This is a genomic window from Pseudoxanthomonas sacheonensis (genome assembly GCF_010093305.1).
Lineage (GTDB): Bacteria > Pseudomonadota > Gammaproteobacteria > Xanthomonadales > Xanthomonadaceae > Pseudoxanthomonas_A > Pseudoxanthomonas_A sacheonensis.
Window position 1 is genome coordinate 104,078 of record NZ_PDWS01000006.1, and the last position, 26,471, is coordinate 130,548.

The 26,471-nt window shown below is 66.3% G+C and carries 26 protein-coding genes; 20 read left to right on the forward strand and 6 right to left on the reverse strand.

Features of this window, described 5'->3' with window-relative positions:
• Positions 1-27 precede the first annotated feature (27 nt).
• From CSC73_RS07440 to CSC73_RS07475, 8 genes are all read left to right on the forward strand, one after another.
• The gene (locus CSC73_RS07440; RefSeq protein ID WP_163839812.1) at positions 28-504 is read left to right on the forward strand and encodes a SixA phosphatase family protein; all 477 of its coding nucleotides are present in this window, start codon (positions 28-30) and stop codon (positions 502-504) included.
• 44 nt (positions 505-548) lie between these two features.
• On the forward strand, positions 549-1,085 hold the full coding sequence (locus CSC73_RS07445; protein WP_163839813.1) for a YceI family protein: 537 nt from the start codon (positions 549-551) through the stop codon (positions 1,083-1,085).
• On the forward strand, positions 1,082-3,010 hold the full coding sequence (locus CSC73_RS07450; protein WP_163839814.1) for a phospholipase D family protein: 1,929 nt from the start codon (positions 1,082-1,084) through the stop codon (positions 3,008-3,010). Before CSC73_RS07445 ends, CSC73_RS07450 begins: the two co-directional genes overlap by 4 nt.
• 13 nt (positions 3,011-3,023) lie before the next feature.
• Positions 3,024-3,449: a hotdog fold thioesterase gene (locus tag CSC73_RS07455; RefSeq protein WP_163839815.1), complete on the forward strand. Its 426-nt coding sequence runs from the start codon at positions 3,024-3,026 to the stop codon at positions 3,447-3,449.
• Between the two features lie 136 nt (positions 3,450-3,585).
• Positions 3,586-4,386, forward strand: coding sequence for a lysophospholipid acyltransferase family protein (locus tag CSC73_RS07460; RefSeq protein WP_163839816.1), 801 nt, complete (start codon positions 3,586-3,588; stop codon positions 4,384-4,386).
• Positions 4,387-4,436: 50 nt separating this feature from the next.
• Complete coding sequence (locus CSC73_RS07465) at positions 4,437-5,429, forward strand: YheT family hydrolase (protein ID WP_163839877.1); 993 nt, start codon at positions 4,437-4,439, stop codon at positions 5,427-5,429.
• A 48-nt stretch (positions 5,430-5,477) separates the two neighbouring features.
• Positions 5,478-7,541: a tetratricopeptide repeat protein gene (locus CSC73_RS07470; protein WP_163839817.1), complete on the forward strand. Its 2,064-nt coding sequence runs from the start codon at positions 5,478-5,480 to the stop codon at positions 7,539-7,541.
• A 20-nt stretch (positions 7,542-7,561) separates the two neighbouring features.
• Positions 7,562-8,176 carry a YbhB/YbcL family Raf kinase inhibitor-like protein gene (locus CSC73_RS07475; protein WP_163839818.1) on the forward strand — a complete coding sequence of 205 codons (615 nt, stop codon included), beginning with the start codon at positions 7,562-7,564 and terminating at the stop codon, positions 8,174-8,176.
• 102 nt (positions 8,177-8,278) lie between these two features.
• On the opposite strand, the gene CSC73_RS07480 is transcribed toward CSC73_RS07475, so the two are convergent.
• Both CSC73_RS07480 and CSC73_RS07485 read right to left on the reverse strand, forming a co-directional pair.
• A complete protein-coding gene (locus CSC73_RS07480) occupies positions 8,279-9,097 on the reverse strand; it encodes an META and DUF4377 domain-containing protein (protein ID WP_163839819.1) in 819 nt (272 codons plus the stop codon).
• A gap of 147 nt (positions 9,098-9,244) precedes the next feature.
• The gene (locus tag CSC73_RS07485) at positions 9,245-10,099 is read right to left on the reverse strand and encodes an undecaprenyl-diphosphate phosphatase (protein WP_170299059.1); all 855 of its coding nucleotides are present in this window, start codon (positions 10,097-10,099) and stop codon (positions 9,245-9,247) included.
• A 428-nt stretch (positions 10,100-10,527) separates the two neighbouring features.
• On the opposite strand from CSC73_RS07485, the gene glnA reads away from it, so the two are divergent.
• From glnA to CSC73_RS07515, 6 genes are all read left to right on the forward strand, one after another.
• Positions 10,528-11,937, forward strand: coding sequence for a type I glutamate--ammonia ligase (gene glnA / locus CSC73_RS07490; RefSeq protein ID WP_093289746.1), 1,410 nt, complete (start codon positions 10,528-10,530; stop codon positions 11,935-11,937).
• 229 nt (positions 11,938-12,166) lie between these two features.
• Positions 12,167-12,505, forward strand: a complete 339-nt coding sequence (locus tag CSC73_RS07495) for a P-II family nitrogen regulator (protein ID WP_163839820.1) — start codon at positions 12,167-12,169, stop codon at positions 12,503-12,505.
• Positions 12,506-12,524: 19 nt separating this feature from the next.
• Complete coding sequence (locus CSC73_RS07500; RefSeq protein ID WP_211840840.1) at positions 12,525-14,072, forward strand: ammonium transporter; 1,548 nt, start codon at positions 12,525-12,527, stop codon at positions 14,070-14,072.
• 37 nt (positions 14,073-14,109) lie between these two features.
• A complete protein-coding gene (locus tag CSC73_RS07505; protein ID WP_163839821.1) occupies positions 14,110-15,207 on the forward strand; it encodes a two-component system sensor histidine kinase NtrB in 1,098 nt (365 codons plus the stop codon).
• A complete protein-coding gene (ntrC, locus tag CSC73_RS07510) occupies positions 15,197-16,657 on the forward strand; it encodes a nitrogen regulation protein NR(I) (RefSeq protein WP_163839822.1) in 1,461 nt (486 codons plus the stop codon). The genes CSC73_RS07505 and ntrC overlap by 11 nt, the downstream gene beginning before the upstream one ends.
• Before the next feature lie 301 nt (positions 16,658-16,958).
• Positions 16,959-17,519 carry a superoxide dismutase family protein gene (locus CSC73_RS07515; protein WP_163839823.1) on the forward strand — a complete coding sequence of 187 codons (561 nt, stop codon included), beginning with the start codon at positions 16,959-16,961 and terminating at the stop codon, positions 17,517-17,519.
• Between the two features lie 79 nt (positions 17,520-17,598).
• Here CSC73_RS07515 and CSC73_RS07520 read toward each other — a convergent pair whose 3' ends face one another.
• Positions 17,599-18,504, reverse strand: a complete 906-nt coding sequence (locus CSC73_RS07520; protein WP_163839824.1) for a hypothetical protein — start codon at positions 18,502-18,504, stop codon at positions 17,599-17,601.
• Positions 18,505-18,605: 101 nt separating this feature from the next.
• On the opposite strand from CSC73_RS07520, the gene CSC73_RS07525 reads away from it, so the two are divergent.
• The 3 genes from CSC73_RS07525 (at position 18,606) to CSC73_RS07535 (ending at position 21,740) form a co-directional block, all read left to right on the forward strand.
• Positions 18,606-19,886 (forward strand): acetyl-CoA C-acetyltransferase, encoded by a 1,281-nt coding sequence (locus CSC73_RS07525; protein ID WP_163839825.1) that lies wholly within the window; start codon positions 18,606-18,608, stop codon positions 19,884-19,886.
• Between the two features lie 124 nt (positions 19,887-20,010).
• Positions 20,011-21,027 carry a DUF4349 domain-containing protein gene (locus CSC73_RS07530; RefSeq protein WP_163839826.1) on the forward strand — a complete coding sequence of 339 codons (1,017 nt, stop codon included), beginning with the start codon at positions 20,011-20,013 and terminating at the stop codon, positions 21,025-21,027.
• 11 nt (positions 21,028-21,038) lie between these two features.
• On the forward strand, positions 21,039-21,740 hold the full coding sequence (locus CSC73_RS07535; protein WP_163839827.1) for a hypothetical protein: 702 nt from the start codon (positions 21,039-21,041) through the stop codon (positions 21,738-21,740).
• Position 21,741: 1 nt separating this feature from the next.
• Here CSC73_RS07535 and CSC73_RS07540 read toward each other — a convergent pair whose 3' ends face one another.
• Genes CSC73_RS07540 through CSC73_RS07550 form a run of 3 tightly spaced genes read right to left on the reverse strand, consistent with a single transcriptional unit; the run spans position 21,742 to position 24,854 of the window.
• Positions 21,742-23,022 (reverse strand): heme biosynthesis HemY N-terminal domain-containing protein, encoded by a 1,281-nt coding sequence (locus CSC73_RS07540; protein WP_163839828.1) that lies wholly within the window; start codon positions 23,020-23,022, stop codon positions 21,742-21,744.
• The gene (locus CSC73_RS07545) at positions 23,019-24,053 is read right to left on the reverse strand and encodes a uroporphyrinogen-III C-methyltransferase (protein WP_425502286.1); all 1,035 of its coding nucleotides are present in this window, start codon (positions 24,051-24,053) and stop codon (positions 23,019-23,021) included. The genes CSC73_RS07540 and CSC73_RS07545 overlap by 4 nt, the downstream gene beginning before the upstream one ends.
• 42 nt (positions 24,054-24,095) lie before the next feature.
• Positions 24,096-24,854 carry a uroporphyrinogen-III synthase gene (locus CSC73_RS07550; protein ID WP_163839829.1) on the reverse strand — a complete coding sequence of 253 codons (759 nt, stop codon included), beginning with the start codon at positions 24,852-24,854 and terminating at the stop codon, positions 24,096-24,098.
• 16 nt (positions 24,855-24,870) lie between these two features.
• Between CSC73_RS07550 and CSC73_RS07555 the strand changes: the two genes are divergently transcribed.
• The 3 genes from CSC73_RS07555 (at position 24,871) to CSC73_RS07565 (ending at position 26,356) form a co-directional block, all read left to right on the forward strand.
• Positions 24,871-25,350 carry a YiiD C-terminal domain-containing protein gene (locus CSC73_RS07555; protein ID WP_163839830.1) on the forward strand — a complete coding sequence of 160 codons (480 nt, stop codon included), beginning with the start codon at positions 24,871-24,873 and terminating at the stop codon, positions 25,348-25,350.
• 31 nt (positions 25,351-25,381) lie between these two features.
• The gene (locus CSC73_RS07560) at positions 25,382-25,810 is read left to right on the forward strand and encodes a hypothetical protein (RefSeq protein WP_163839831.1); all 429 of its coding nucleotides are present in this window, start codon (positions 25,382-25,384) and stop codon (positions 25,808-25,810) included.
• Positions 25,811-25,921: 111 nt separating this feature from the next.
• Positions 25,922-26,356 (forward strand): rhodanese-like domain-containing protein, encoded by a 435-nt coding sequence (locus CSC73_RS07565; RefSeq protein ID WP_163839832.1) that lies wholly within the window; start codon positions 25,922-25,924, stop codon positions 26,354-26,356.
• The last annotated feature ends 115 nt before the right edge of the window (positions 26,357-26,471 follow it).

The following is a 26,471-nucleotide window of genomic DNA, read 5'->3' on the forward strand; positions in this document are numbered from 1 at the left end:
AAGCGCGCTCCAACCGAAAGGGATGCCATGCGTGAACTGATACTCCTGCGCCATGCGCATGCCGAACCCGTCGCCGCCGGGCAGTCCGATCTCGACCGGCCGCTGTCGCCGGACGGACTGGCCGAGGCCGCCGCGGCGGGCCGCTGGCTGGCCGAACAGGGCCTGGTGCCGGACCGGGTGCTGTGCTCGCCGGCGCGGCGCGCGCGCGAAACCCTGGAGGCGGTGCTGGAGACCATCGGCTACGTCGAGCAGCGTCTGGACGAGCGCATCTACGAAGCCACCGCCGGCACCCTGGCCGAACTGGCCGACGCCAACCGCGAAGCCGAGCGCCTGTTGCTGGTGGGCCACAACCCGGGGCTGGAACGGCTGGCCGCGCTGATGCACAGCGGCCAGTCCGGCGACTACCGCGGCATGCCGGTTGCGTCGGTGGTGGTGCTGAAGCTGCCGGCGGACGCCGGCATCGAACCGGGAGTCGCGACCCTCTCCGCCTTCTGGTGGCCGTGACGGTCCCAATGTTCGGCCGCAAGCGCTGGGGATGGTGTGGCTTGATGGTGCTGTGCCTGTGGCCCGCGCTCGCGGCGAGGGCCGAAGGCTTCGATCCGGCCGCGTCGCGTTTCGGCTTCGAGCTGCGCACGCGCTGGGGCATGAAGCTGGAAGGGGAGTTCAAACGCTACGAAGGCGAAGTGAAGCGCCTGCACGACGGCCGCCACCAGGTGGTGCTGCGCATGTTCACCGATTCGGTGGAGATCCTCGGCCATCCACGCTATTCCGAGTGGACCCGCGGCCGCCAGTTCTTCGAGGCCGAGCGCTATCCTGTGGTGGTGTTCGTCTCCAAACCCTACGACGAGCAGTTGCTGAAGCATGGCGGCGATTTGGCCGGCGACTTGAGCATCCGCGGCATCACCCGGCCCAAGACGCTGACGGTGGCGCCTTCCTCCTGCTCGCGCCCGGCGCGGGATTGCGACGTGGTCGCCACCGGCGCGGTGCGGCGCAGCGATTACGACATGGACGATTGGATGATGGCGGTCAGCGACCGGGTGGTGTTCGTGCTGCGCGCGCGGCTGAAGGCGGAGGTTGCGCCATGAACCCGCTCTTCCGCGGCCTGGTGGTGTGGCTGGCGCTGTCGTGCGCGGCCTGCGTCAGCCTGTCCGAGACCCAGCGCAACCGCGCCGCTTCGATCGCCGTGGCGGCGCGCTCGCACGTGGTGGACTGCAGCGCGCCCAATGCATGCGCCCAGCCTTCGCCGTTGCGCGAACTCAGCGACCGCGCCGTCGCCGAATCCACCACGCAAGCGCCGCGTCATTACGCGCTGATCCTGGATCGCGGCAGCGATGCGCTGCTGGCGCGCATCAACCTGATCCGCAGCGCGCGCAGCCGCATCGACGTACAGACCTACATCTTCGACAAGGACGATAGCGCGCGGCTGGTGCTGGACGAACTGCTGGCCGCATCGCGCCGCGGGGTGAAGGTGCGGCTGCTGATCGACCAGCTATCCGCGATTCCGGATCTGGGCATCCTGGCAGCCCTGTCGGGCTCGCACATGAATTTCGAGATCCGCATCTACAACCCCAGTTTCCGCAAGGCCAAGCTCAACTACTTCGACTATGCCGGCAGCGTGCTGTGCTGTTTCCGCCGCTTCAACCAGCGCATGCACACCAAGTTGATACTGGTGGACGCCGCCGTCGGCATCACCGGCGGACGCAATTACCAGGACGACTATTTCGACTGGGACGCCGAGTACAACTTCCGCGACCGCGACGTGCTGGTGGCGGGGCCGGCTGCGCGCGAGATGGCGGCCAATTTCGAGACGTTCTGGACTGCGCGCCGCAGCATCCCGGTGGAGCGCCTGAACGATGTCGGCCGCAAATTGCTGAAGGAGGGCGTGCCGGCGATGCCGCCGGACGCTTTCCTGCGCCCCGACCGGGTGGCGGCGCTGTCGGCCGAAGCCAGCGACCAGGCGCAGGTGCGCGAGCGCCTGGCGCAGGCGGCGATGCCGGTGGGCGCGGTGAAATACATCGCCGATCTGCCGCAGAAGCACCGCCGCGAACGTCCTGCGAATGCGGCGCCGGCGGTGCCGGAATTGAAAACGCTGATCGCCGGCGCGCGATCGGAAGTGCTGATACAGACGCCTTACCTGGTGATGTCCGACGCGGCCCAGGATCTGTTCCGGGAACTGCGCCAGCGCAAGCCGCCGCCGCAGGTGACCGTATCCACCAACAGCCTGGCCGCCACCGACAACGCGGTGGTCTATTCGATGTCGTTCAAGTACAAGCGCCGTTATCTGCGCGAGTTCGGTTTCCGCATCTACGAGTACAAACCGTTTCCCGAAGACGCTCCGGTGGACTACGCAGCACTGATGCCGGATGGGCCGCCGATCGAAATCCGGGAACGTTTCCGCGGCCCGTCCGGTTCGATCGGTCCGTCTTACGGATCGACCGGTGCAGGCGAGACCACCCGCCGGCTGCAACGCACCGAATCGCGCCCCTCCTTCCTCAGCAGCGGCGCGGCGAGCGAGCCGCTGCCCTTGAAGCGCGCGGGCGTACGCCTCGGGCTGCACGCCAAATCGATGGTGATAGACAACCGCATCGGTGTGATCGGCACCCACAACTTCGATCCGCGTTCGGAGAACTACAACACCGAGAGCGCGGTGGTCATAGACGATGCCGCCTTCGCGCAGGCGCTGGCCGCGAGCATCCGCCGCGATACCTCGCCGGAGAATTCCTGGGTGATCGCACCGCGCGCCAAGCCGCCGGTGCTGTCGGGCTTGGATTACAGCCTGGGCAAAGTGTCCGAAGCCTTGCCTCTGTTCGACCTGTGGCCGTGGCGCTACGCCACCAGCTACCAGTTCAAGCCCGGCCCGGACTGTCCGGTGCCGGTGCCGTCGAACGATCCGGCGTTCCATCGCTGCTATGAAGCCGTCGGCGATTTTCCCGAAGTCAACGTCGGGCCGAAATGGCTGTATACGCGTCTGCTGACGGCGTTCGGCGCCGGTCTGGTCCCCATTCTCTGAAGAGGAGCCGCATATGGCCTTCCGCAATCCTGTCGATATCGATGCCCTCAACGCGCGTGCGCGCGGCTCCATGGTCGAGACTCTGGGCATAGTCGTCACCGAGGCCGGCGACGACTGGCTGCGCGGTACCATGCCGGTGGACGCGCGCACCAGGCAGCCCTATGGATTGCTGCATGGCGGCGCCTCGGTCGCGCTGGCCGAAACGCTGGGCAGCATGGCCGGTGGGCTGTGCGTGGACATGACGCGGGAAGCGGTCGTGGGTCTGGAGATCAACGCCAACCACCTGCGCGCGGTCCGCGAGGGCACGGTCACCGGCACTGCCCGCGCCCTGCATGTCGGACGCAGCACGCACGTCTGGGAGATCCGCATCGAGAACGAAGCCGGCAAGCCGGTCTGCGTTTCGCGGATCACCCTGGCGGTGATTCCGGCCGCCGCGTAGGTCGGGGCTACGCCCCCGACTCGCGTTGTCTCGATGGCCCTCGCAGACCATGCGCCGCGCGCGCCGGGGGCGTAGCCCCGACCTACGGTCCAGCGCTTAGTAGCCGAACTCCAGACCCATCCGGTATTGTGACGGGATGATTTCCCCCCAACCCCACGCCTCTTCCGGCGGCGGACTGGGGCGCGCGCTCCGCTACCTATACCGCGTTCCCCTGCTGCTGATCCACATCCTGGTGCTGTTGCCGCTGGTGCTGCTGAGCATGGTGCCGCTGTGGTCGGGCGTGCGCGTGGGCGGACTGCGGGTGGAGCATCTGGCGATCAAGCTGTGGTCGGCAGGGCTGATGCGCATCTTCGGTTTCCGGCTGCGCCGCATAGGCACGCCGTTGCCGGATCCGGCGATGTTCGTCGCCAACCATGTCAGCTGGGTCGATATCGAGATGCTGCACAGCCAGCGCATGATGGGTTTCGTGGCCAAGCAGGAAATCCGCGGCTGGCCGGTGGTGGGCTGGCTGACGGCCCGCGGCGAAACCATCTTCCACCAGCGCGGCAGCCAGGAATCGATGGGCGGGGTGATGCACGCCATGCTGGCGCGCCTGCGGGACGGCCGGCCGGTCGGGGTGTTTCCCGAAGGGCGCACCCGCGACGGTTCCGAAGTGGGCCCGTTCCATGCGCGCATTTTCCAGCCGGCGGTGGAGGCGGCGGTGCCGGTGCAACCGGTCGCCCTGCGCTACGGCCCGCGCGGCAGCGCGCAGACGGTGGTGGCGTTCGGCGCCGGGGAGAGTTTCTTCGCCAATTTCATGCGTCTGCTGGGCGAACCGCCACGCAGCGCGGATATCTGTTTCCTCACCCCCATCGCGGCGGGCGAGCTGGAAGGCCGCAGCAAGATCGCCGAACTGGCGCGCGAGCGCATCGTCGCGGCGATGGAATCGGACCGGTGAACGCATTTGGAGGCAATGCTCCAAACAACGCGGGCATGCTCGGCCCGATGCTGACCGCCGACGACTACCATCCGCCCAAATGGCTGCACAATCCGCACCTGCAATCGGTGCTGAGTTCCAGCGGCCTGCGCCGCCGCCGCGGCCTGCGCGCGCTCAACGCCACCGGTGCGGTGACCACCGAACATATCTTCGACGGCGGCGACGGCGTGCGCCTGCAGGGCTGGCACAGCGCGGTGCCCGGCAAGACCTCCAGCGGCCTGGCGCTGCTGCTGCACGGCTGGGAGGGCAGCACCGAATCCAGCTACATGCGCATGACCGCCGCGCGCCTGCTCGAAGCCGGTTTCGAAGTGGTGCGCCTGAACTTCCGCGACCACGGCGGCACCCACCATCTCAACGAAGAGATCTTCCATTCCAACCGGCTGGATGAGGTGGTCAATGCGGCCGGCGACGTGGCCCGGCGCTTCCCGCACAGCAGGTTCGTGGCGGCCGGTTATTCGCTGGGCGGAAATTTCGTGCTGCGCCTGGCCTTGCGCGCCCCCCAGGCGGGCCTGCCGCTGGCGCGGGTGGCGTCGGTCTGCCCAGTGCTGGACCCTTCCGCATCGCTGATGGGCATGGAAGAAGGTTTGCCGCTGTACCACTGGTATTTCCAGCGCAAGTGGCGACACTCGCTGGAGCGCAAGCGCGAGCTGTTTCCCGAGCGCCACAACTACGACGACGAAACCCTGGCCAAGAGCGTGCGCGAGCTGACCCAGTGGATGGTCGAACGGCATACCGACTTCGGCACCATCGACGACTATTTCGAAGGCTATTCCATCGCCGGCGACCGCCTTGGCGGGCTGACGGTGCCGGCCGACATCCTCATGGCCGAGGACGACCCGGTGATTCCTTTCGCCCATTTCCAGGCCTGGCAATTGCCGGCGCTGGCCCATCTGGAGACCGCGCGCTGGGGCGGGCACTGCGGTTTCATCGAAAACGCGGCCTGCGACGGCTTCGGCGAACGCTGGGTGACCGCGCGGTTGCTGCGGGACTACGATCCGGGATAAGCAGCCCGGCCGGCTAGAATAGGGGTTTGTCCTGAAGTGCCGGATTCCATGCAAGAAAAGATCATCCAGGCCCTGCGCAGCAACGCAGCGGAAGAAGCCGTTACCTACGCACGCGAATGGATCCATCAGAGTCCGGACGATGCCCAGGCGCATCGCTGGCTGGCGGTGGCCTCGCAGCAGCGTGGCGACCACTCCGACGCATTGCGCAGCATCGAGCGGGCCATCGAACTGGCGCCGGAGAACGATGCCCTGCAACTGGTGCGCGCCAACCTGCTGATCGCGGGGAGGCAGTGGGAGGAGGCGAACGCGGCGCTGAGCAAGGCCAGCAACCTCAACCCAAACCAGTTGGGCGCCTATCTGATGCAGGCCCAGCTGGCCCTGGGCCGCGGCGACCTGGACGAAGCCGAGCGCCTGAACCGTCTGGCGTCGCGAGTAGCCCCGGACCACCCGCAGCTGGCGGTGGTCGAGGGCATGCTGGCCTTGCAGCGCGGCAACGTGGATGCCGGGTTGAAGCGGGTCTCGGCCGCATTGCAGCAGGCGCCGGAGGATGTGCAGCTGCGTTACGTGCTTGGTTTCCTGTACCTGCGCAAGCAGCTCTGGGCCTTCGCCGAACAGGCGTTCCGTGGCGTGGTCGACCAGCTACCGGACGCCCGCAACCTTCGCGCATTGATCGCCGACCTGGTCAACCGCCAAGGCCGGCCGGCCGAAGCGGCCGCGGAACTCGCCCCGTTGTTGGCCGACCCGGCGACGGCCACGCCTGCCGTTAAGCGTGCCGCCGGTCTGCTGCACATGAGGGCAGGCCAGGCTGAGCAGGCATTGCCCTTGCTGCGTGGCGCATTCGCTGCCCGACCCGCCGATCTGCCGACCTTGCAAGGGCTGGTAGCCGCTTGGCGCGCGCTGGGGCTGGAGAACGACGCTCGCGCATCGCTGGAAGCCGCATTGGGCACCACCACTGACGCTGCCGACCTGTGGCGCGCGCGTCTGGCGTTCGCGCCAGACGCCGAGTCTCGGCGTGCGGTGATCGAGCGTTGGACCGCGGCTATGCCGCAATCCATGCTGCCGCTGGAAATATTGCTTAAGCAACAGCAGCAGGCCGGCGATCCTGCCGCAGCCGCGACTGCGGCGCGTGTATTGCGGCTGGATCCCAGCCACGCTGAAGCCCGGTTGCAGATCCTAGATGGTCTGATGGATCAGGATCCTGGAGTGGCGATAGCACAAATCGAAACCTGGCTGCTGACCGCCGTTGATAGCTCCGAACGCCGGTTCCTGCTGGGCCTGCTCGGCCTGAGCCACGAGCAGGCTGGCGCGCCCGCCAAGGCGGTGGCGGCCTGGACGAGGATGCAGGCGGAATTGGTACCGCAATTGGTGCCCTTGCCACCGCTGAGCGCACCGCGCATGGCATGGCCGGAACTGGCGCCGCAAACTGAGGACGCTCCCAAGGTCATGTTCCTATGGGGGGCGCCAGGTTCCGGAGTTGAGCGTCTGGCGGCGGTGATGGGCGCTGTAGGCGATCCATTCCGTTCCGATCGTTTTGGTCCGCAACCACCCCAGGATGGTTTCCAGTCTTACTCCGTCATCGACGGTCTGCTCTCCGGCTCCGTTTCGGGAGAGGAAGTCGCCGAGCGCTGGCGCCAAGCGCTGCCGTCGCGCCAGCTGACTTCCGGCGATATCTTCGATTGGCTGCCCTGGTGGGACAACGCGCTGTTAATCGCGCTGCGGCCGTACGTGCGCGAGGGTATGCTTGTGATGGCCATTCGCGATCCGCGCGACATGCTGCTGGATTGGCTGGCCTTCGGTTCGGCGGCTCCGTTTGCGATGCCGTCGGTGCCCGCAGCCGCGGCTTGGCTGGCGGGTTCGCTTAGCCAGGTTGCGGCGTTATTCGAGAACCAGTGGTATCCCAATCGCGTGATCCGTACCGATGCCATCGGCAATGATCCACGTGCCGCGGCCGACCAGATGGGCGAAGTGCTGCGGATGCAGATGCCCGCGCCCGCTTCGGTGGGCCCGGCGCACTTTCCGGCCGGCCACTGGCGCCATTACCGCCAGGCGCTGGGCGACGCGTTCGCCGTGCTCGCGCCGATCGCGCAGCGCATGGGTTACCCGGAAACCTGATTGGCCACAGGAGTTTAAAAATGCGCATCCATAGCGATAGTTTCGCCAACGGCAAGCCGATCCCCGCCGAATACGCCATGGGCAAAGCCGACGGCTTCGCAGGCAACCGCAACCCCCACCTGGCTTGGGACGAGGTACCCGCAGGCACCCGTTCGTTCGCGCTGCTGTGCATCGATCCGGATGCGCCCACGGTGCCCGAAACCGTCGGTCGCGACGATCTCGAAATCCCGGTGGAGCAACCGCGCGCGGATTTCGTCCACTGGGCGATGATCGACATCGCCGCCGATGCTCGCCTGATCGAAGCAGGCGGCTGCAGCGACGGCATCACGCCGAAGGGCAAGCGCAATCCGCCGGGTCCGCCGGGTGCGCGCCAGGGATTGAACGACTACACCGGTTGGTTCGCCGGCGATGCGCAGATGGGCGGCGACTACTACGGTTACGACGGCCCTTACCCACCCTTCAACGACCTGCGCACGCACCGGTATTTCTTCCGCTTGTTCGCGCTGGATGTGGAGAAACTGCAGGTTCCGGAACGTTTTACCGCCGCCGATGTGTTCCGGGCCATGCATGGGCATGTGCTCGGCGAGGCGCTGGTGCATGGCACCTATTCTCTGAACGCAAAAGCCGACGGCTGAGAATCCCCGTAGGAGCTGCGTCAGCTGCGACCGCGGTAATGCGGCTCTCTATCCGGATGGTTTCCGGTCGCGGCCGGCGCGGCTCCTGCAAAGGCGTCTGCGTTACGGTTTCGCCGTCTCCGACTCGACCACCATGTCCAGCTCATACGCCAGCGAACCGCCATCGGCCGGTGGGTTCTTGATGGCGTAGCGCTTCACCCGCAGTACGTTGCGGATGCCGGGCTCGTGGTCGTATCCCTCGATGCTGCCGTAGAAGTTCTGGAACTCGCCGTCCGTGCCGGTCTTGACGCCCTGCGCGTCGTACTTGATCTCGCGTACCTGCAGGCACTGCATGTCGGGGATCAGGGGATGGCTGCAGGGTCTGGTTTGCGCAGCGACTTCGAGGAAGGCGGTTTCGCCCGGACCGCCGTAGCGGGTTTCGGCGGTAGGTTCGCCTTCGAACGTCAGCGTGTCGCCGTTGGCGCCGGTCAGCGTCAACGACGGCGCATCGCCCGCCCGCAGCGCGAATGTCGATTCCGTTTCCAGGCGCTTGCCGATCTCCTGATCCAGCGCCATCAGTTTGGCGTCGGTGCAGGCCATCAGGGTCGACGCCAAGCGGTCGAACTTCAGCTTGTCGCCTGCGACCGAATACGCACCGCCCATGCGGTTGCAGGTGTTGCCGATGCTGACGCGCCCATCTTTGAAATCGAGTTGCAGCGGTTTGTCCACGCTGACGAAAAGCGCTTCGATGCGTTTTCCGCTGGGGTCCTTGGCATCGTTCAACCGCCAGTGATAGGCGGATAGAAGAGCGGTCGTATCGGCCGAAGCGGGTTGTGTTGCGGCGGGAGCGCTCGCTGCCGGCGGCGTGGCCGGCTCGCCATGAGGGGTCTTGGCGCAGGCGGCCAGTGCGAGTGGCAGCATCAGGATCAGGCAGCGTTTCATTTGATTCTCCAGTTGATGGACTCAGGCAAACGCATCGACGCAATGAATGGGGTTAAGGCCCCCGAATCTTCGTAGGAGCGACGTGAGTCGCGATTGACGGGTTGTTTCGCGACTCACGTCGCTCCTACGTCACTCCCACAAGCCTGATCAACTGCCGGCAGGCATCATCAACAGCAATGCCACGCCCAGCACGAAACGATAGATCGCGAACGCGGTGAAACGATGGCTCTGGATATAGCTCAGCAACCATTTCACGGCGATGAAGGCAGTGATGGCCGAAGCGACGAAAGCCACCGCGAATGCCGCCCAGTCCTCGTTCGCCGCCTGGCCCGAGCGCAGCACGTCGACCAGCTCGTAACCGGTGGCCGCGAACATGGTGGGAATGCCGACCAGGAAAGCGAACTCGGTAGCCGCGGGGCGGTTGGTGGTGCCGGCGAGCAGGGCTACGAAGATGGTGGCCGAGGAGCGGGAGGTCCCGGGAAACACGCCCGCCACTACCTGCGCGATGCCGACCAGAACCGCGACGGTCCAGCCGATCTCGCTGCGCTCGCCCAGGACCCGCGCGCGCTTGGCGGCGAAATATTCGGCGGCGACCATCCAGATGCCGCCCAGGATCAGCGCCCAGGCGATGGGCGTGACCTCCTCCGGCAGCTTGAAGCCCAGCTTCTTCACCAGCACGCCGAGGACGGCGGTGACGCCGAAAGCGGCCGCCAGTTTCAGCGTGTAGGTGCGCGCCTGCGCCGGGCTCAGCGCCATGCCGGCCGGGTCGTGGCCGGCGGGCGCGCTGCGGCCGAAGAATCCCATCGCCAGGTCCCACAGCCGCTGCCGGTAGATCAGCACCACGGCCAGGATCGCGCCGGCCTGGATGCCGATGTTGAACAGATCGCTGCGGTGGCCCAGCCAGCGTTCGGCGATCAGCAGGTGCCCGGTGCTGGAGATGGGCAGGAATTCGGTGATGCCTTCGATGACGCCGAGGAGCAGGGCTTTGAGCAGATCGATCATGGATTGGAGTCTGGGGTGGGGGTAATGGCTTCGGGCAGCCGAAAGGGCCTGACCGCCTCAAGACGGCAACCGCCTCAAATGATCGTCATCCCAGCGGTGTTTAACAGCCGAATGGCTGGTCAAGCTGGGATCCATCTTGATCTTGCTTTTCGCCTGGGTGGTACAGCAAAGGCAAAGTCAAAATGGATCCCAGCATTAGCTGGGATGACGACGGTCCTTGAATCGCCGAGTTCGGTGCGACGTCCAAGAATAGTAGATTTGTAAAGCTCTAATTTGGTGCATTACCTTTTATAAATCCCCAAAACAGTGCAAATTTCTTTCATCTGTGACGCGTTGCACCATATAAATCAACCACTTACCGTGCATGAAAGCTTGGCATGCGCCTTGCAATAGGTACCTCACTCAATTCCAAACCCGAGGTTCCAAAGATGTCTGCGGACAAAGTCGAAAAGCTGATCAAGGACAACAAGGTCGAATTCGTCGACCTGCGCTTCGCCGATGTGCGCGGCATCCAGCACCATGTGACCTTCCCGGCCAACATCGTCGACGACTCGCTGTTCGAGGACGGCCGCATGTTCGACGGCAGCTCCATCAGCGGCTGGAAGGGCATCAACGAATCGGACATGGTCCTGCTGCCCGACGCCAGCACCGCCTACCTGGACCCGTTCACCGCCGATCCCACCGTGGTGCTGACCTGCGACGTGCTGGACCCGGCCACCATGCAGGGCTATTCGCGCTGCCCGCGCGGCATCGCCAAGCGCGCCGAAGCCTTCCTCAAGTCCAGCGGCATCGCCGAACAGGCGTTCTTCGGCCCGGAACCGGAATTCTTCATCTTCGATTCCGTGCGCTACGCCAACGACATGGGCAACACCTTCTTCAAGATCGAATCCGAGGAAGCGGCCTGGAACAGCGGCACCAAGTACGAAGGCGGCAACAGCGGCTATCGCCCGGGTGTGAAGGGTGGTTATTTCCCGGTCGCTCCGGCCGACACCCTGCACGACATCCGTGCCGAGATGTGCAAGACGCTCGAGCAGGTCGGCATCGAAGTCGAAGTGCACCACCACGAAGTGGCCACCGCCGGCCAGTGCGAGATCGGCACCAAGTTCAACTCGCTGGTGAAGAAGGCCGACGAACTTCTGACCATGAAGTACATCGTCAAGAACGTGGCCTTCCGCAACGGCAAGACCGCCACCTTCATGCCCAAGCCCATCGTCGGCGACAACGGCAGCGGCATGCACGTGCACCAGTCGCTGGCCAAGGGCGGCACCAATCTGTTCACCGGCGACGGCTACGGCGGCCTGTCGCAGCTGGCGCTGTGGTACATCGGCGGCATCTTCAAGCACGCCAAGGCCATCAACGCGTTCTCCAACTCGGGCACCAACAGCTACAAGCGCCTGGTGCCGGGCTTCGAAGCGCCGGTGATGCTGGCGTATTCCGCGCGCAACCGCTCGGCCTCGTGCCGCATTCCGTGGGTGTCCAACCCGAAGGCGCGCCGCATCGAGATGCGCTTCCCCGATCCGTTGCAGACCGGCTACCTGACCTTCACCGCGCTGATGATGGCCGGCCTGGACGGCATCAAGAACCAGATCGATCCGGGCGAGCCCTCCGACAAGGATCTGTACGACCTGCCGCCGGAAGAAGAGAAGAACATCCCGCAGGTCTGCTCCAGCCTGGACCAGGCTTTGGAAGCGCTGGATGCCGACCGCGAGTTCCTCAAGGCCGGCGGCGTGATGAGCGACGACTTCATCGACGGCTACATCGCGCTGAAGATGCAGGAAGTGACCAAGTTCCGCGCGGCCACCCATCCGCTCGAATACCAGCTGTACTACGGCAACTGAGTCCGCTTTCGCCGAGTTTTTAGCGGCGATAGCGACGGAATACCCCTCCCACCCGTCGCTATCGCCGCGTTTTCCCTTCGCAACTCCACTCTCAAGCAATAAATAAGAAAGAAGCAAAGAAACAGCAAGCCGCAGCTCCCTCTCCCACGTCGAATGCGGTTTCTGTTTTGTGTACGAAACCCCCGGTCGCTTTGCGAGGCCGGTTTCCATCCACCCACGGGGAATGCGCATGAAACTGATCACCGCCATCATCCGGCCGTTCAAGCTAGACGAGGTTCGAGAATCCTTGTCGCAAGCGGGCGTGTCGGGCATCACCGTCACCGAAGTCAAAGGCTTCGGACGGCAGAAGGGCCACACCGAGTTGTACCGCGGCGCCGAGTACGTCGTCGATTTCCTGCCCAAGATCAAGATCGAAACCGTGGTCACGGACGAACGCCTGGACGCGGTGATCGAGGCCATCCAGCAGGCGGCGGGCACCGGCAAGATCGGCGACGGCAAGATCTTCGTCACCGCCGTCGACCAGGTCATCCGCATCCGCACCGGCGAAGTCGGCGCGGACGCACTCTAACCAAACTCGGAGCCCCCTTATGAAGACTCGTTTCTCCGGGTGGAAAACCCGACTGCAAGTAGTGATGCTCGCGGCAGTATGCTGCGTGGCGCTGGGTAGCGGATTCGGCGCGATGGCGCAGGAAACCGCGGCGCCCGCCGCCGAAGCGGTAACCACCCCCGAAGCCACTGCTACGGCCCCTGCCGAAGCCGTTCCCGCTCCTGCCGCCGCCGAAGCCGCGGCGCCCGAACCTGCCGCGGCCGAAGAGGCCCCCGCGCCCACCGCCGACAAAGGCGATACCGCCTGGTTGCTGGTGTGCTCGGCCCTGGTCATTTTCATGACCCTGCCAGGCTTGGCCCTGTTCTACGGCGGACTGGTGCGCAGCAAGAACGTACTGTCGATCTTGATGCAATCCCTGGTGGTGTTCTCGCTGGTGGCGGTGCTGTGGGCACTGTACGGCTACAGCCTGGCCTTCACCGAAGGCTCGCCGTTTATCGGCGGCTGGGACCGGCTGTGGGCCGAAGGCATCAACGGTACGCTGGCGGCTACCTTCACAAAGAAAGTGTATGTGCCGGAACTGGCGTTCTTCGTGTTCCAGGGCGCGTTCGCCTGCATCACCTGCGCACTGATCATCGGCGCGTTCGCCGAGCGAGTGAAGTTCGCCGGCGTGTTGTTGTTCACGGTGATCTGGTTCACCTTCGCCTACACGCCGATGGCGCACATGGTGTGGTTCTTCCCCGGTCCGGATGCCTTTACCGATACGGGCGCGGTGGAAGGCGTGCTGGCCAAGTCCGGCTGGCTGTGGGCCAAGGGCGCGCTGGATTTCGCCGGCGGCACCGTGGTGCATATCAATGCGGCCGTGGCCGGTCTGGTCGGCGCCTATGTGATAGGCAAGCGCGTGGGCTACAAGCGTGAGGCGATCAAGCCGCACAACCTCACCCAGACCATGGTGGGCGCCTCGATCCTGTGGTTCGGCTGGTTCGGTTTCAACGCCGGATCCGCGCTCGAAGCCAATGGCGTGGCTGCGCTGGCTTTCGTCAATACCTTCCTGGCGACGGCAGCGGCGGTGCTGACCTGGACCTTCGCCGAGTGGATCGGCAAGGGCAAACCTTCGATGCTGGGCGGCGCCTCGGGCGCGGTGGCCGGGCTGGTGGCCATCACTCCGGCGGCCGGCTACGTCGGCATCCTCGGCGCTTTGGCCATCGGCGCGATTGCCGGCCTGATGTGCCTGTGGGGCGTGACCGGACTGAAGAAGCTGCTGGGCGCGGACGACAGCCTGGATGTGTTCGGCGTACATGGCGTCGGCGGCATCACCGGCGCGCTGCTGACCGGCGTGTTCGCGGCCCCCTCCTTGGGTGGCGCCGGCATCTGGGACTACGTGACCGAGACCGCGCTGCCGGATTACTCCATCGGCACCCAGGTCTGGATCCAGGCCCAGGGCGTGCTGACCACCATCGTGGTGTCGGGCGTGGTCTCGCTGGTGGCCTTCCTGCTGGTCAAGTACACCGTCGGCTTGCGCGTCAGCGAAGAAGCCGAACGTGAAGGTCTGGACATCTCCTCGCACGGCGAAGCGGCGTACGAGGCCTGATGGCGTTCTGGGGGCGGCATTGCACTAAACTGGTGCAATGCCGCCCCTGGCCTCTAAAAAAGTGCTGACAGACGGACCCGTCGCCGACGTGCTGAGCACGGCGGTGGCCTGGGCCGACGCCGGGGGTTCGATCCTCGGCGTCAACCCGGCCTTTGCGCGCTGGATGGGCGTCAGCGCACGACGCCTGCTCGGCCAACCCCTTGCGGCATTGGAAATGGATGGCGATGCCATGGCGCGTTTCCTGGAAAACACAGATCGCGATGTGCTGCGCCTGCACCGCATGGCCCTGGGCCTGCCGGGCGAATCGCAGCGTTTCGCCGAAGGCTGGCTGTCGCGGCTCGACGACGGCGGCTGGTTGCTGGAGGCGCATCCGCTGGACGAATTCCCGGCGCTGGATCCGGCACAAGTGCTGCCCAGCGCACTGGGCGCGGCCTTGAAGGGCCTGGCCCACGAACTGCGCAATCCGCTCGCCGGCCTCAAGGGCGCCGCGCAGCTGCTGGCGCGGCGCGCGTTGCACCGCGACGACAACGAGGACGAGCGCGAGCTGATCGGCCTGATCGAATCGGAAGTCGAGCGCCTCAACGGCTTGCTCGATCAATTGCTTTCTCCCGCTCCGCAGCGCCCGCATACCGCACTCAACATCCACGTGGTGCTGGAACGCGTGCTGCGCCTGGCTGAAACCGAGGGCGGCTGGTCGGTGCGCGTGCAACGCGACTACGACCCCAGCATTCCCGAATTCCCCGGCGACGCCGACCGCATGACCCAGGCGATCTGGAACCTGGTGCGCAACGCGATCCAGGCCGGCGCCGCCAGCGTCACCCTGCGCACCCGGGTCGAGCATGGCGTGCGCATCCACGACCACCTGCACGCGATGGCCCTGCGCGTGGAAATCATCGACGACGGCAAAGGCGTGCCGGAAGAACTGGCCGAGCACCTGTTCCTGCCGCTGGTCAGCGGCCGTGCCGAAGGCAGCGGCCTGGGGCTGGCGCTGGCACAGCAGGTGGCGCGCGAACACCGCGGATCGCTGACCTACCGTTCGCGCCCGGGGCATACCGTGTTCACCCTGCTGCTGCCGCAGCCGGAAGACCATCGCATGGAAGGGCAGCGCCTAGAGGAGCAGCGCAATGTCCATTGACCCGGCTTCCTTCGCGCCCGCTGCGCCGAACGCGCAGCGCATCTGGGTGGTGGACGATGATCGCTCGGTGCGCTTCGTGCTGGCCACCGCCTTGCGCGATGCCGGCTATGCGGTCGATGGCTTCGACAGCGCGGCCTCCGCTTTGCAGGCGTTGAATGCCCGCGGCGCGTCGGCTCCCGATCTGATTTTCACCGATGTACGCATGCCCGGCGACGACGGCCTGGCGCTGCTGGACAAGCTGAAGCTTGCGCATCCGCAACTGCCGGTCATCGTGATGTCGGCTTACACGGACATCGCCAGCACCGCCGGCGCCTTCCGCGGCGGCGCGCACGAATTCCTTTCCAAGCCTTTCGATCTGGACGACGCCGTTGCGCTCGCCGCACGCACCTTGCCCGATTTCGCCGCGAACTCTGCGCCGGAGCCGGTTTCCGAAGCCCCGGTCTCCGGCACCGGCAGTACCGAACTGATCGGCGATACGCCAGCGATGCGCGCCCTGTTCCGCGCGATCGGGCGGCTCGCGCAGGCGCCGTTGTCCGTGTTGATCACCGGCGAGACCGGCACCGGCAAGGAGCTGGTGGCCAACGCGCTGCACCGCGAGTCGCCGCGCGCGCGCAAGCCGTTCATCGCGCTCAACACGGCGGCCATTCCCGCCGAGCTGCTGGAAAGCGAACTGTTCGGCCATGAAGCGGGCGCTTTCACCGGCGCCCAGCGTCGCCACATCGGACGTTTCGAACAGGCCGATGGCGGCACCCTGTTCCTGGACGAGATCGGCGACATGCCGCTGCCTTTGCAGACCCGCTTGCTGCGCGTGCTGGCCGAAGGCGAGTTCTTCCGCGTCGGCGGCCGCGAACTGATCCGGGTCGACGTGCGTGTGGTCGCCGCTACCCACCAGAATCTGGAAGCGCTGGTGGCCGAAGGCCGTTTCCGCGCCGATCTGCTGCATCGGCTCGACGTAGTGCGTCTGCAGCTTCCGCCGCTGCGCGAGCGCCGCGACGATGTCGCCCAGCTGGCGGAGAATTTCCTGGCCATCGCCGCGCGCAAACTCGGCGCGCCGGCCAAGCGTTTCGCCGCCCCCGCATTGGAAGCGTTGCGCGCCTACGGCTGGCCCGGCAACGTGCGCGAACTGGAAAACGTGTGCTGGCGCCTGGCGGCGATGGCACCGGGCGAAACCATCACCGCCTTCGATCTGCAGGGTGCGCTGTCGGCCAACGTCGCCGTTTCCGCGCCGCAGGCGATGGAGTGGGATCAGGCGCTCGCGGCGTGGGCGCATGCGCGCCTGGACGAAGGCGCCGAAGGCTTGCATGCCGAAGCCCGCGAACTTTTCGATCGCACCTTGCTGGAAGTAGCGCTGCGGTTCACCCACGGCCGCCGCGCCGAAGCGGCCAGCAAACTGGGCGTAGGCCGCAATACGGTGACGCGCAAGCTGGGGCCGGGCCGCAAGCGGCGTTGAACCAGACCACGTAGAACAAGTGGACACAGCGCAAGCGGAAGAAAGGAATCGTGGAAGTGCGTGGGAGCGGCGTCCCGCCGCGAGCTTTTTGCTTCACGCCCCGGGCACTGGATCCGGAATGGTTTGGACTCGCCGGTTTGGGCTCGCCTGAGCTGAAGAGCTCGCGGCGTCCCGCCGCTCCCACGCACCGCTTCCACGCGCCGCTCCCGCGATTGCCTTTGATCGATTGATCGATAGCTGTTTCATCGCTGGTAAACAGCATGGCCTTTACGGTGGCGGCAACAATCCAAGGAGCCTTCCCATGCGCATAGCCCTGATGGCCGCCGCTACCGCCGTATTCCTCACCGCCTGCGGCACCGCTCCGCCGCCCAAGCCCGCCAAGGTCGAAGTACCGACCCTGAGCACCGCCAAGCAGGCGGTGGCGAATCTGGCCTCGGCCTCCGGCAGCCTGGTCAGCGGCAAGGCCACGTTGACCCCGATGAGCGGCGGCGTGCATATCACCGGCATCGTCGGCGGCTTGCCGCCCAACAGCACGCATGGGTTCCATATCCATGAAAAGGGCGATTGCAGCGCCGCCGACGCCAGTAGCGCCGGTCCGCATTTCAATCCTTTCGCCGCCGCGCACGGCAAGGCCGAATCGGGCGCGCACCATGCCGGCGACATGGACAACGTGGTCGCCAACAACGAAGGCGTGGTCAAGCTGGACATGCACCTAACCGGCGTCACCCTGGGCGGCGGCGCCGTCAACGACATCGCCGGCCGCGCGCTGGTGGTGCATGCCGCGCCCGACGATTACACCAGCCAACCCGCAGGCAATGCCGGTGCGCGCGTGGCTTGCGGCGTGATCAAGGTGACCTTGTAGGAGCGGGCCCTGCCCACGACGGATTTTTCCAGTAGAGAGCGTGTCGCGGGCAGGGCCCGCTCCTACAAACAACGGAGCGTCAGCTTTCCAGGGTTTTCCGTGCCTCTTCGTTGCCCGAGCAGTAGGCAAACGTCACCGGAATCCCATGCGCTTCCAGCACCGCGGCGATCTGCCGCTGGCGGGCCTGGAAATATTCGTAGGCCCGTTCCAACCGCGCGGGGTCGTCGTCCGGGACGTGATCGGCATGGCGCTGCCGCCATGCGGCGGGGTCCAGCAACGCTATCTGCACCTCGCCGCCCGCATACCGCAACAGCGGTTCCGGCGGTTGGTCCAGCCAATCTTCGCCGCCCGGATCCAGCAACGCCGTCTCGATGATCGGCCAAAGACGCTGCAGGCCCTGGTTCTGGTACTGCATGGCCATGATCGCGGCCAGATCGTGCGCGGTCAGGTAGCGCGCGTGTTCGATCTGCGCGCCGAAACCCTCCTGCGCTAGCAAGGCGGTATCGGCCCCCGCCATGCCGCGATCCAGCAGCACTTCCTCGAAATCTTCCCGCAAGGCTCGCACTGCTTCCGGCGCGCCGCTGAGCAGGAACGGCAACACGCGCATCTGCCCACCCTGCAACCCGGCCTCGGCGGCGAACGGCAGCGGCACCTTGCCTTCGCCGTCGGCGCCGAAGGCGATCAGCCGCGGCCCTTGCCCCTGTCCGGGGGCGCGCTGGCGCAATTCGTCCAGCCGCCGGTGCAGCGGCCAGCCCGGACGCAGCACTTCGGCCGGGTCGAAATGGGCGGCCGCGAAGCTCAGCTCCAGCGCGTTCGCACCCGGCACCAGCTTGCTCAGGTCGCGCGCCAGCAGTTCGGCCAGCCGGCCGGCCTGGGCCTGCGGCAAGGCCGCAATGGCCGGCGAGCTGCCGCCAGCGAGTTCGAGCGCGAACACTCCCATCACGGATGCGTCCATCACATGAACACCGAAGTCGGATTGAGTCATCGTCAGGTTGGCCCAGTGCCGTAGCGGCATTACACTTTCGCATTATGCCCGCTGCGCGTTAACGGGCCGCTTGTCCCGACTTCATTCCCGCGAGGTTCTCCATGCCAGCAGCCCGTCCCGTCGCGATCCTGGGCGGCGTCCGTATTCCGTTCTGCAGGCAGAACACGGCCTACGCGGATGTCGGCAACCTGGGCATGTCGGTGCGGACGCTGGGTGCGCTGGTGGAACGCTTCGGCCTGCACGGCCAGCAGCTGGGCGAAGTGGCGATGGGCGCGGTCATCAAGCACTCCAGCGACTGGAACCTGGGCCGCGAAGCCGCGCTCTCCTCCGGCCTGTCGCCGCTGACGCCCGGCATCACCCTGCAGCGCGCCTGCGGCACCAGCCTGGATTCCATCATCACCGTCGGCAACAAGATCGCCCTGGGGCAGATCGAGTCGGGTATCGGCGGCGGTTCCGACACCACTTCCGAAGTGCCGATCGTCTACGGCAAGAAGCTGCGCGCGCGCCTGTTGGCCGCCAACCGCGCCAAGACCACCGGCGACAAGCTCAAGACGCTGGCCAAAGGCTTCAAGTTCGCCGAGCTCAAGCCCGAATTCCCCGGCGTGGCCGAGCCGCGCACCGGCAAGAGCATGGGCGACCACTGCGAGGACATGGCCAAGCAGTGGAGCATCTCGCGCGATTCGCAGGACGAACTGGCGGTCGCTTCGCACCACAAGCTGGCGGCGGCGTACGAGCGCGGTTTCTTCGCGGACCTGATCGCGCCGTTCCGCGGCCTGGAACGCGACAACATCCTGCGCGCCGATACTTCGCTGGAAAAACTCGCCACGTTGAAGCCGGCCTTCGACAAGACTTCCGGCCGCGGCACGCTGACCGCCGCCAATTCCACCCCGCTCACCGACGGCGCCGCCGCAGTATTGCTGGCCTCGGAAGAGTGGGCCAGGGCGCACGGCCATGAGCCGATGGCGTACCTGCGCGATGCGCAGGTAGCGGCGGTGGATTTCGTACACGGCGAAGGCCTGCTGATGGCCCCGACCATCGCCGTGCCGGAAATGCTCAAGCGCCACGGCCTGACCTTGCAGGATTTCGACATCTACGAAATCCACGAGGCCTTCGCCGCCCAGGTGCTGTGCACGTTGCGCGCCTGGGAGAGCGAGGAGTACTGCAAGAACCGCCTGGGCCTGGACGCGCCGATGGGCAAGATCGATCCGGCCAAGATGAATCCCAACGGTTCCTCGCTGGCCACCGGCCATCCCTTCGCCGCTACCGGCGCGCGCATCATCGCCACCGTGGCCAAGGAACTGAAGCAGCGCGGCGGCGGCCGCGCGCTGGTGTCCATCTGCACCGCTGGGGGCATGGGTGTGGTGGCCATCGTCGAGCGCTGAGCGCCGCGCGAGCGGTGTGCCGGGTTTGCTTAACCCCGAATCCTGCTCTGTTCCGTTGTCAGGGATCACGCCGCGCACCGTGCGCGGCCGTCGCCATGCTGGCGATTCCCCTTGAGGACGAGACATGCGATCCCGCCATCTGTTTCGCGTCACCCTGTGCACATCCCTGATTGTCCTGCTGATCGCCTGCTCCAAACGGGAACAGGCCGCTGAGGCATCGATGGATTCGGCGGCATCCGCGCCCGCTGCCGCTCCTGCCATGGTGACGGAAGCCGCTGTTGGCGCTGCCGCCCCCGCGCCGGCGGAAAGGCGCTTGCGCGAGGACGCTTCCGCCGACGCGCCTTCCACGGCGCCGCCGACCCAGGCGCAGCTCAGCTCCAGTGCCGCCACCTACACCGATGCGCAGCGAAAGTTCATCCGCACCGCGCAGGCCAGCTTCCGGGTCAAGGACGTATACCAATCCGCGCTGGCTATCGAGGATGCGGTGGCGGCGCAGGGCGGATTCGTAGTCAGGAACGAAATCGCCGCCGATGTGCAGGAGGTGCAGCGCCGTCCCAAGGGCGACGGCAAGCTGATCGAGCTCGCCGAATACACGGTGCGCGGCAACCTGTCGGTGCGCGTGCCCAGCGACAAGGCGCAGGCGTTCCTGCGCAGCATCGTCAACCAGATGGAATTCCTGGACCGTCGCAACTTCGACGCAGCCGACGCCCAGTTCGCGATGTTGCGGCAGCAGCTGGCCTACCAGCGCAGCCAGGAAACGCAGCAGGAACTGGGGCAGGCCACCCAGCAGGGCGGCAAGCTGGGCCAGAAGGTGGAATCGATAGCCGCGCGCAGCGATGCGAAATCCAGCCGGGACGAAGCGCTGGTGGCGCAGAAGGAATTCGAGGACCGGGTCGCCTTCGCCAGCATCGATCTGTCGCTGTACCAGCTGTCGAAGATCCGGCAGACCGAACTGACCGATGTGGAAGCGGTGTTCGAAGCCAATGGTCCCGGCTTCTTCACGCGCCTGGGCAGCTCGCTGCGCATCGGCTGGTACGGCGTGCTGGAGGCGTTCATCCAGACGATCAAGCTGTGGCCGCTATGGCTGCTGCTATTGTTCGGCTATGCGGGATACCGCCGTTTCAGGAAGAAACAGGCTTGAGGGCAATACCAATGAGTGAGCAGAACACGTTCTTCCGGTGGGTCTACCGTCTGCTGGCTATCGGGGGGTTGTGCTTGTTGCTGGCGATCGCCTATGTCTGGATAGCGGGATCGATCAGCAGCCGCCAATGGCGCGGACGCAACACCGTCGAAGTCGAGCAGGCCGGACGCAATGGTCGGAAGCAGGTGCAGACGCTGCGTTTCGACGGTCTGGAATCCATCAAGGGTTCGGCCGTCCAGTTGATAAAGGTCGAATCGGAGGATGAAGGCGGTAATAAAGTGGGCTTTTCATCGGGCGGTTATGGCGCGGCTTTCACCACGCGCAATGTGATTTTTCTCGAAGCCGGGAATGGTGTGGCGCGCTGGTTGTTCCCGGACAACGATCAGTTCATAGGCAAGGTGAGCAAGCTTTGCGTTTGCGAGGACGGCAAGGAGAGCGATGTGCTCGCGATCTACCTGGAAGTCGCGCGCGGCAAGGCTGGAGAGACCGGCGCCGCCTCCCGGGTGGTGCCGGCACTGGTGCGCACCGACGGGAATGGCTACACCGAACTCGGAAAGCCGGTATCGCGCGTGTTGGACAACGTCGTCAGCGATGACGGAAAAACCCTGGGACTGCTGGTCGAGGACAAGGGAAAATTACTGTACCGGCAGTTTTCCCTGGAGTCTTTCGCCCAGCTGTCGGAGCGGTTGGTTACGCAGTTGGATCGCAAGTAGGCTACGGCGTGCCCGGCGCATCGCTGCGCAACCGCGGCACACCGTGTTCGTCGCGCTCCTCGACCACGGCTTCATCGAAGATCTTCTGTTTGAGGTCGCGCCCCGGCAATTCGGTGGCGGCCACGCCGCGCGCGGCATTCAGCGCATTGGCGTAGCTGCGGCGCGCCAGTTCTTCCTGCCCCGCAGCGGTGAAGCCATGGCCCAGTTCTTCCCAGGCGTCGGCGCTGGCGCCCTGGGCCAGGGCGCGATGCAGGAATTCCTGCGCCTGCGGCCACTGTCCCTGCAGGCGCGCCAATCGGGCCAATGCGACCAGCAGGGCGGGGCTGTCGGCATGCGTCTGCAGCCAGCGCTGCGCGCTGGCGCGGCGCGAATCCAGTTTGCCGATCGGCAGGCGGCCGTACAGCGTCACCAGCGATTCGTCCCAGCGCGCATCGATGGCCTGCTCCAGGCTGCGTGCGGCGGCGTCCTCCCAGCGCAAGGCGGCCGCGCGTTCGGCATAGGCGGCGACGATGGCGACGTCGGCCCGCAGCGGTTTGGGCAGGGTTTCCCAGCGTTCGGCCAGGATGTTGGCGTCGCCGGCTTCACGGATGGCCTGCGCGGCGAGTTCCGCTTCGAGCGTCGCGTACCGGCTCAAGGACAACGCCTGTTGCTGCTTCAGCGGCCCCAGCATGCCGTAGGCCTCGCCGGCCCGGCCGCTGTCGGCCAGCGCCTGCGCACGCAAGGCCAGACCGCGCGGCGGCAGGGGTTGCGCGGCCGGCGCATCGAGCGCGGCCAATGCATCGGCCGGTTGCCGCCGCGCCATCGCGCGGTCGGCCGCCGCCAGCGCATGCGCGGTGGCGCTGCGCTGGGCCAGTGCGGACAGGTGCGCCTGCACGGCGGCTTCGTCGCCGCGCGCATCGGCCGCGCGCACCGCCGCCGTGCGGGCGATAGTGCCTACTTCATCGTCTTCGGCCGCCAGTTGCAGCAGTTTTTCCGCACGCTGCCAATGTCCTCCATGCAGAGCCTCCAAGCCCTCGGTCAGCCGCGCGCGCGCCTGCTTGCGACGATAACGGCCCCAGGCGCGGAACGGCAGGGTCAGCAGCTTCCAGCAAACCCACAACAGCAACGCGCCCGCCGCCAGCGCCAGCAGCGCGCCGGGCAGGGTGGCGTTGAAATCGTAGCCGCCGGCGCGGACCAGAACCTCGCCCAGATCGCGTGCGCCATCGCGCGCCAGCCATTGCGCGCCCAGCACGCCCGACAGGATCAACAGCAGCAGGACGATCGCGGTGCGGAATACTTTCATCGTTCGACCTTCGGAGTGGAGGGCGACGGCGTCGCGACGGGTTGCGTAAGCGGAAGCGAGTGGCCGGAGTTCCGCAATTGCCGCAGCTGCTGCAAGGTACTGCCCAACACCGGCAGCGAAGGTTGCAGTACGGCGGTGCGCAGCGCCTTCAATTCATCGCGGCGCTGCCGCAAGGCCGGCGAATCGGGCCAAAGCCGCGTCAGCCATTGGTCCATTCGCACGATTGCGGCGCGGAAACCGGCGGCATCGTCGCGCTCCAGCGCCGCGCGCGCCAGGCTCAGTTCGATCTGCAGGGCGGCTTGCCCGGCGGCGCGCTCGGTCGGCGCGATGATGGTCTTGCTTTCGGTTCGCCGCACGTCCACCAGCGGGGAAAGCAGGCGTTGCCAGGCCGCTTGCTGGCCTTGCGCGGCGGGCGCACGGTCCGGAAGCTTCTCCAGTCCGGCGGCGAAAGCATCCAGTCGCCGTGCGACGGCGGCGTGCGGTCCGTTGCCCAGCGTGTCCAGCGCGGCGCGCTCCTGCGCCAGCGCCTGGCGCAGGTTGAGCAGGCGCGGATCGTCGATTCCGCGCAAGGCACCGTCGGCCAGGGCATAGGCGCGGCGGGCGCCATCCAGGTCGTCGGCGATGGCCAGGCGCTGCTGGGCCTGGCTCAACAGCAGTTCGACCTCGTCCAGGCGCAGGGCCTGGGCACCGTGGCGGGTGGGGTCGGCGAGCTTGGAAACGCTGTCTTCCAGCAACGCGCCGCGCTGGCTCAGGCCCAGCACTTCATCGCGCAGCACGCGATTGGTGGCGGCGGCATCGAGGATGCGCTGGGTCTGCGCACGCTGGTCGCGGCGCAGGGCGTCGATGCGTTGCTCCAGCGCGCCGATGCGTTGTTCGTTCTCCGCCGCGCTGGCCTGTGCACGGGCTTCGCGCGCCTGCCACATCGCCCAGCCGCGCCAACCCAACAGGACCAGCAACAGCAAGGCCAGCAACAGCGCGATCGATCCGATGCGGCCGCGCTTGGGGGCGGTGGAGATTGTTTCTTCGGTCACACCAGCGTCCTTGTCAACAAGCAGTCATATTCAATGCGAATGCTAACGGAAGCGGCGCGCCATGGCGGCAATCAGTTGCACCGGCAACGGACCCTCCGCCAGCTCCACTTCAGCAAAGCCGGCGTCGCGGGCGAACTGTTGCAATCGCGCGCTGGCCGCTACTACCGGCAGGTTTCGAAGCAACCGGAGCGTGTCGGCCGGTGCGCCGTCCAGCAGCTGTTTCAACGCCCCGCCGCTGCTCAACGCCAGTGCGGCGGGCGCATCCAGCGTGCGCAGCTTGCGCAGCGCCCTGGCCGACAGCGCGATCGGTTCGCGCGCATACACGTCCGCGCGCAGGACTTCGGCGCCGCGTTGACGCAGGGCGGGCGACAGGGCTTCGCGACCCTCGGGCGCGGTCACCAATCCGATCCGGGTTCCCGCCAGCGCCTGCAACGAAGGCAACGCCAGCAAACCCTCGCTGTCCATGCGCGAGGGGAAAGCCACCTCATCGATCCCCGCTTTGCGCAACGCAGCCGCGGTTCCGCTGCCGACCGCGATCCAGGTCTGGCCCGATTCGCGCGCCAGCGGCAACAGCGCGGCCGCCGCCCGCACGGCATTGGGACTGGTGAAGAGAATGCGCGGCGCCGACAAGGCCCGCGTCAGCGCCTGGCGCGTTCGATCGTCGCCGCGCGCAACCACGCGCCACGGAGACAAGGCGATCAATCGCGCGCCCTGGGCGGCGGCGGCGCGGCGCAACGCTGCGTGCCCGCCCTGCGGGCGCAGCGAGATGACGTACCATCCGGGCGGTTCGGCGAAAGCCATGGGTGGATCATCTCAGATGGATGCGGTTTTGAAGAATGCGACGCGCGAATCGGCTCTGGAGGCGCTGCGCGCCTATACCCGCGAACTGGTGCCGCTGGCTGCGATGCAGGTACGCGTTGCCGGATACGACGGCTCGCGTCTGCGCATGGATGCGCCGCTTGCGGTCAACATGAACGACAAGGGCAGCGCGTTCGGCGGCAGCATGACTTCGCTGATGACCTACGCCGGCTGGGGCTTGGTGACGTTGCAGCTGCACCAGGCGGGGCTGCAGGCGGATGTATTCGTCGCCGACAGCACGGTGCGCTACAGGAAGCCGCTGTACGCGGACCTGCAGGCCGAGGCGGAGCTCGCGCCGGAAGAGTCGTGGGCGCCGTTCCTGGAAACGCTGGTCCAGCGCGGCCGCGCCCGCATCCAGTTGCAGGCGCGGATCGCCCTGCCTGAAGGCGAGGTCATGGCCGACCTGAGCGGCCGCTACGTGGCCATCGCGAAAGGTTAGGATGCTGCGCTGGGGACCGGAGAGGCTGGATATGCGCAAATGGCTCAATCTGTTGGCGGTGCTGCTGCTGGCGCTGATGGTCGTGGCGCCCGCCAGCGCCCAGGGCAAACGCAAGAAGAGCGGCCAGCTCGAGGCGATGCAGATGGCTTACGCCGCCGCTATCCGTTGGGGCGAATTCGAGGAAGCCTGGCAACTGGTCGATCCGGCCTATCGCGAAGCGCATCCGATGACCGAACTGGCCTTCGAGCGTTATCGGCAGGTCCAGATTTCGGGCTATACCGACAAGAACAGTTCCGTGTCCGAAGACGGCAACGTGCTGCGCAACGTGGAATTGCGGGTGATCAACAAGCACACCATGGCCGAACGCACCCTGCGCTATCGCGAAGAATGGCGCTGGGACCCGGAAGCCAAGCGCTGGTGGCTGGCGGTGGGATTGCCCGATTTGTGGGACGGGGAATGAATTGAGGGATTGGGGGTTGGGGATTCGCAAGAGCCAAACCGGCCCCGCAATCCGTAATCCCCAATCCCCGCTTGTGCGACAATCGCGGCCCGTTTTACAGCCGCCCATACCGTGAACTTCGAACAACTGCAGGCTTTCGCCAGCTCCTCGCCCCTGTTGTCGCTGGCCCTGGTCGGATTGACCCTGGCCATCATCGTCACCGAGATCGCCCGTCTGTTCCGCGGTTACAAGGCGCTGCGCCCGGCCGAGCTGACCGGCCTGATCAACCGCGACAACGCCCTGGTGGTGGACTTGTCGGCCAGCGCCGACTTCGAAAAAGGCCATATCGCCGGTAGCCGCAACATCGCTCCCAGCCAGTTCGACCCGGAGAACAAGCTGCTGACCGCGGCCAAGCAATTGCCGGTGGTGGTGGTATGCCGCAACGGCCAGGCTTCGGCTGCAGCGGCCAAGCGCCTGAAGAAGGCCGGTTTCGAGCAGGTGTATTGGCTGGATGGCGGCGTCGCCGCCTGGCAGCAGGCCGACCTGCCGCTGGTCAAGGGCCGCTGACTCCGGCGGCCGTTTCGTCGGCCGGTCCTTGAACCTGGACCGGCGCGTCGCCATCCCATGCGATAATTCCTCTCTTTCGCGCCCATCTTCTTCCACCCAGATTTCCCATTCAGAT

Coding starts and splice junctions, on each gene's coding strand:
- CSC73_RS07440 (WP_163839812.1), top strand. CDS start 28: ATGCGTGAACTGATACTCCTGCGCCATGCGCATGCCGAACCCGTCGCC.
- CSC73_RS07445 (WP_163839813.1), top strand. CDS start 549: ATGGTGCTGTGCCTGTGGCCCGCGCTCGCGGCGAGGGCCGAAGGCTTC.
- CSC73_RS07450 (WP_163839814.1), top strand. CDS start 1,082: ATGAACCCGCTCTTCCGCGGCCTGGTGGTGTGGCTGGCGCTGTCGTGC.
- CSC73_RS07455 (WP_163839815.1), top strand. CDS start 3,024: ATGGCCTTCCGCAATCCTGTCGATATCGATGCCCTCAACGCGCGTGCG.
- CSC73_RS07460 (WP_163839816.1), top strand. CDS start 3,586: ATGATTTCCCCCCAACCCCACGCCTCTTCCGGCGGCGGACTGGGGCGC.
- CSC73_RS07470 (WP_163839817.1), top strand. CDS start 5,478: ATGCAAGAAAAGATCATCCAGGCCCTGCGCAGCAACGCAGCGGAAGAA.
- CSC73_RS07475 (WP_163839818.1), top strand. CDS start 7,562: ATGCGCATCCATAGCGATAGTTTCGCCAACGGCAAGCCGATCCCCGCC.
- CSC73_RS07480 (WP_163839819.1), bottom strand. CDS start 9,097: ATGAAACGCTGCCTGATCCTGATGCTGCCACTCGCACTGGCCGCCTGC.
- CSC73_RS07485 (WP_170299059.1), bottom strand. CDS start 10,099: ATGATCGATCTGCTCAAAGCCCTGCTCCTCGGCGTCATCGAAGGCATC.
- glnA (WP_093289746.1), top strand. CDS start 10,528: ATGTCTGCGGACAAAGTCGAAAAGCTGATCAAGGACAACAAGGTCGAA.
- CSC73_RS07495 (WP_163839820.1), top strand. CDS start 12,167: ATGAAACTGATCACCGCCATCATCCGGCCGTTCAAGCTAGACGAGGTT.
- CSC73_RS07500 (WP_211840840.1), top strand. CDS start 12,525: ATGAAGACTCGTTTCTCCGGGTGGAAAACCCGACTGCAAGTAGTGATG.
- CSC73_RS07505 (WP_163839821.1), top strand. CDS start 14,110: ATGCCGCCCCTGGCCTCTAAAAAAGTGCTGACAGACGGACCCGTCGCC.
- ntrC (WP_163839822.1), top strand. CDS start 15,197: ATGTCCATTGACCCGGCTTCCTTCGCGCCCGCTGCGCCGAACGCGCAG.
- CSC73_RS07515 (WP_163839823.1), top strand. CDS start 16,959: ATGCGCATAGCCCTGATGGCCGCCGCTACCGCCGTATTCCTCACCGCC.
- CSC73_RS07520 (WP_163839824.1), bottom strand. CDS start 18,504: ATGACTCAATCCGACTTCGGTGTTCATGTGATGGACGCATCCGTGATG.
- CSC73_RS07525 (WP_163839825.1), top strand. CDS start 18,606: ATGCCAGCAGCCCGTCCCGTCGCGATCCTGGGCGGCGTCCGTATTCCG.
- CSC73_RS07530 (WP_163839826.1), top strand. CDS start 20,011: ATGCGATCCCGCCATCTGTTTCGCGTCACCCTGTGCACATCCCTGATT.
- CSC73_RS07535 (WP_163839827.1), top strand. CDS start 21,039: ATGAGTGAGCAGAACACGTTCTTCCGGTGGGTCTACCGTCTGCTGGCT.
- CSC73_RS07540 (WP_163839828.1), bottom strand. CDS start 23,022: ATGAAAGTATTCCGCACCGCGATCGTCCTGCTGCTGTTGATCCTGTCG.
- CSC73_RS07550 (WP_163839829.1), bottom strand. CDS start 24,854: ATGGCTTTCGCCGAACCGCCCGGATGGTACGTCATCTCGCTGCGCCCG.
- CSC73_RS07555 (WP_163839830.1), top strand. CDS start 24,871: ATGGATGCGGTTTTGAAGAATGCGACGCGCGAATCGGCTCTGGAGGCG.
- CSC73_RS07560 (WP_163839831.1), top strand. CDS start 25,382: ATGCGCAAATGGCTCAATCTGTTGGCGGTGCTGCTGCTGGCGCTGATG.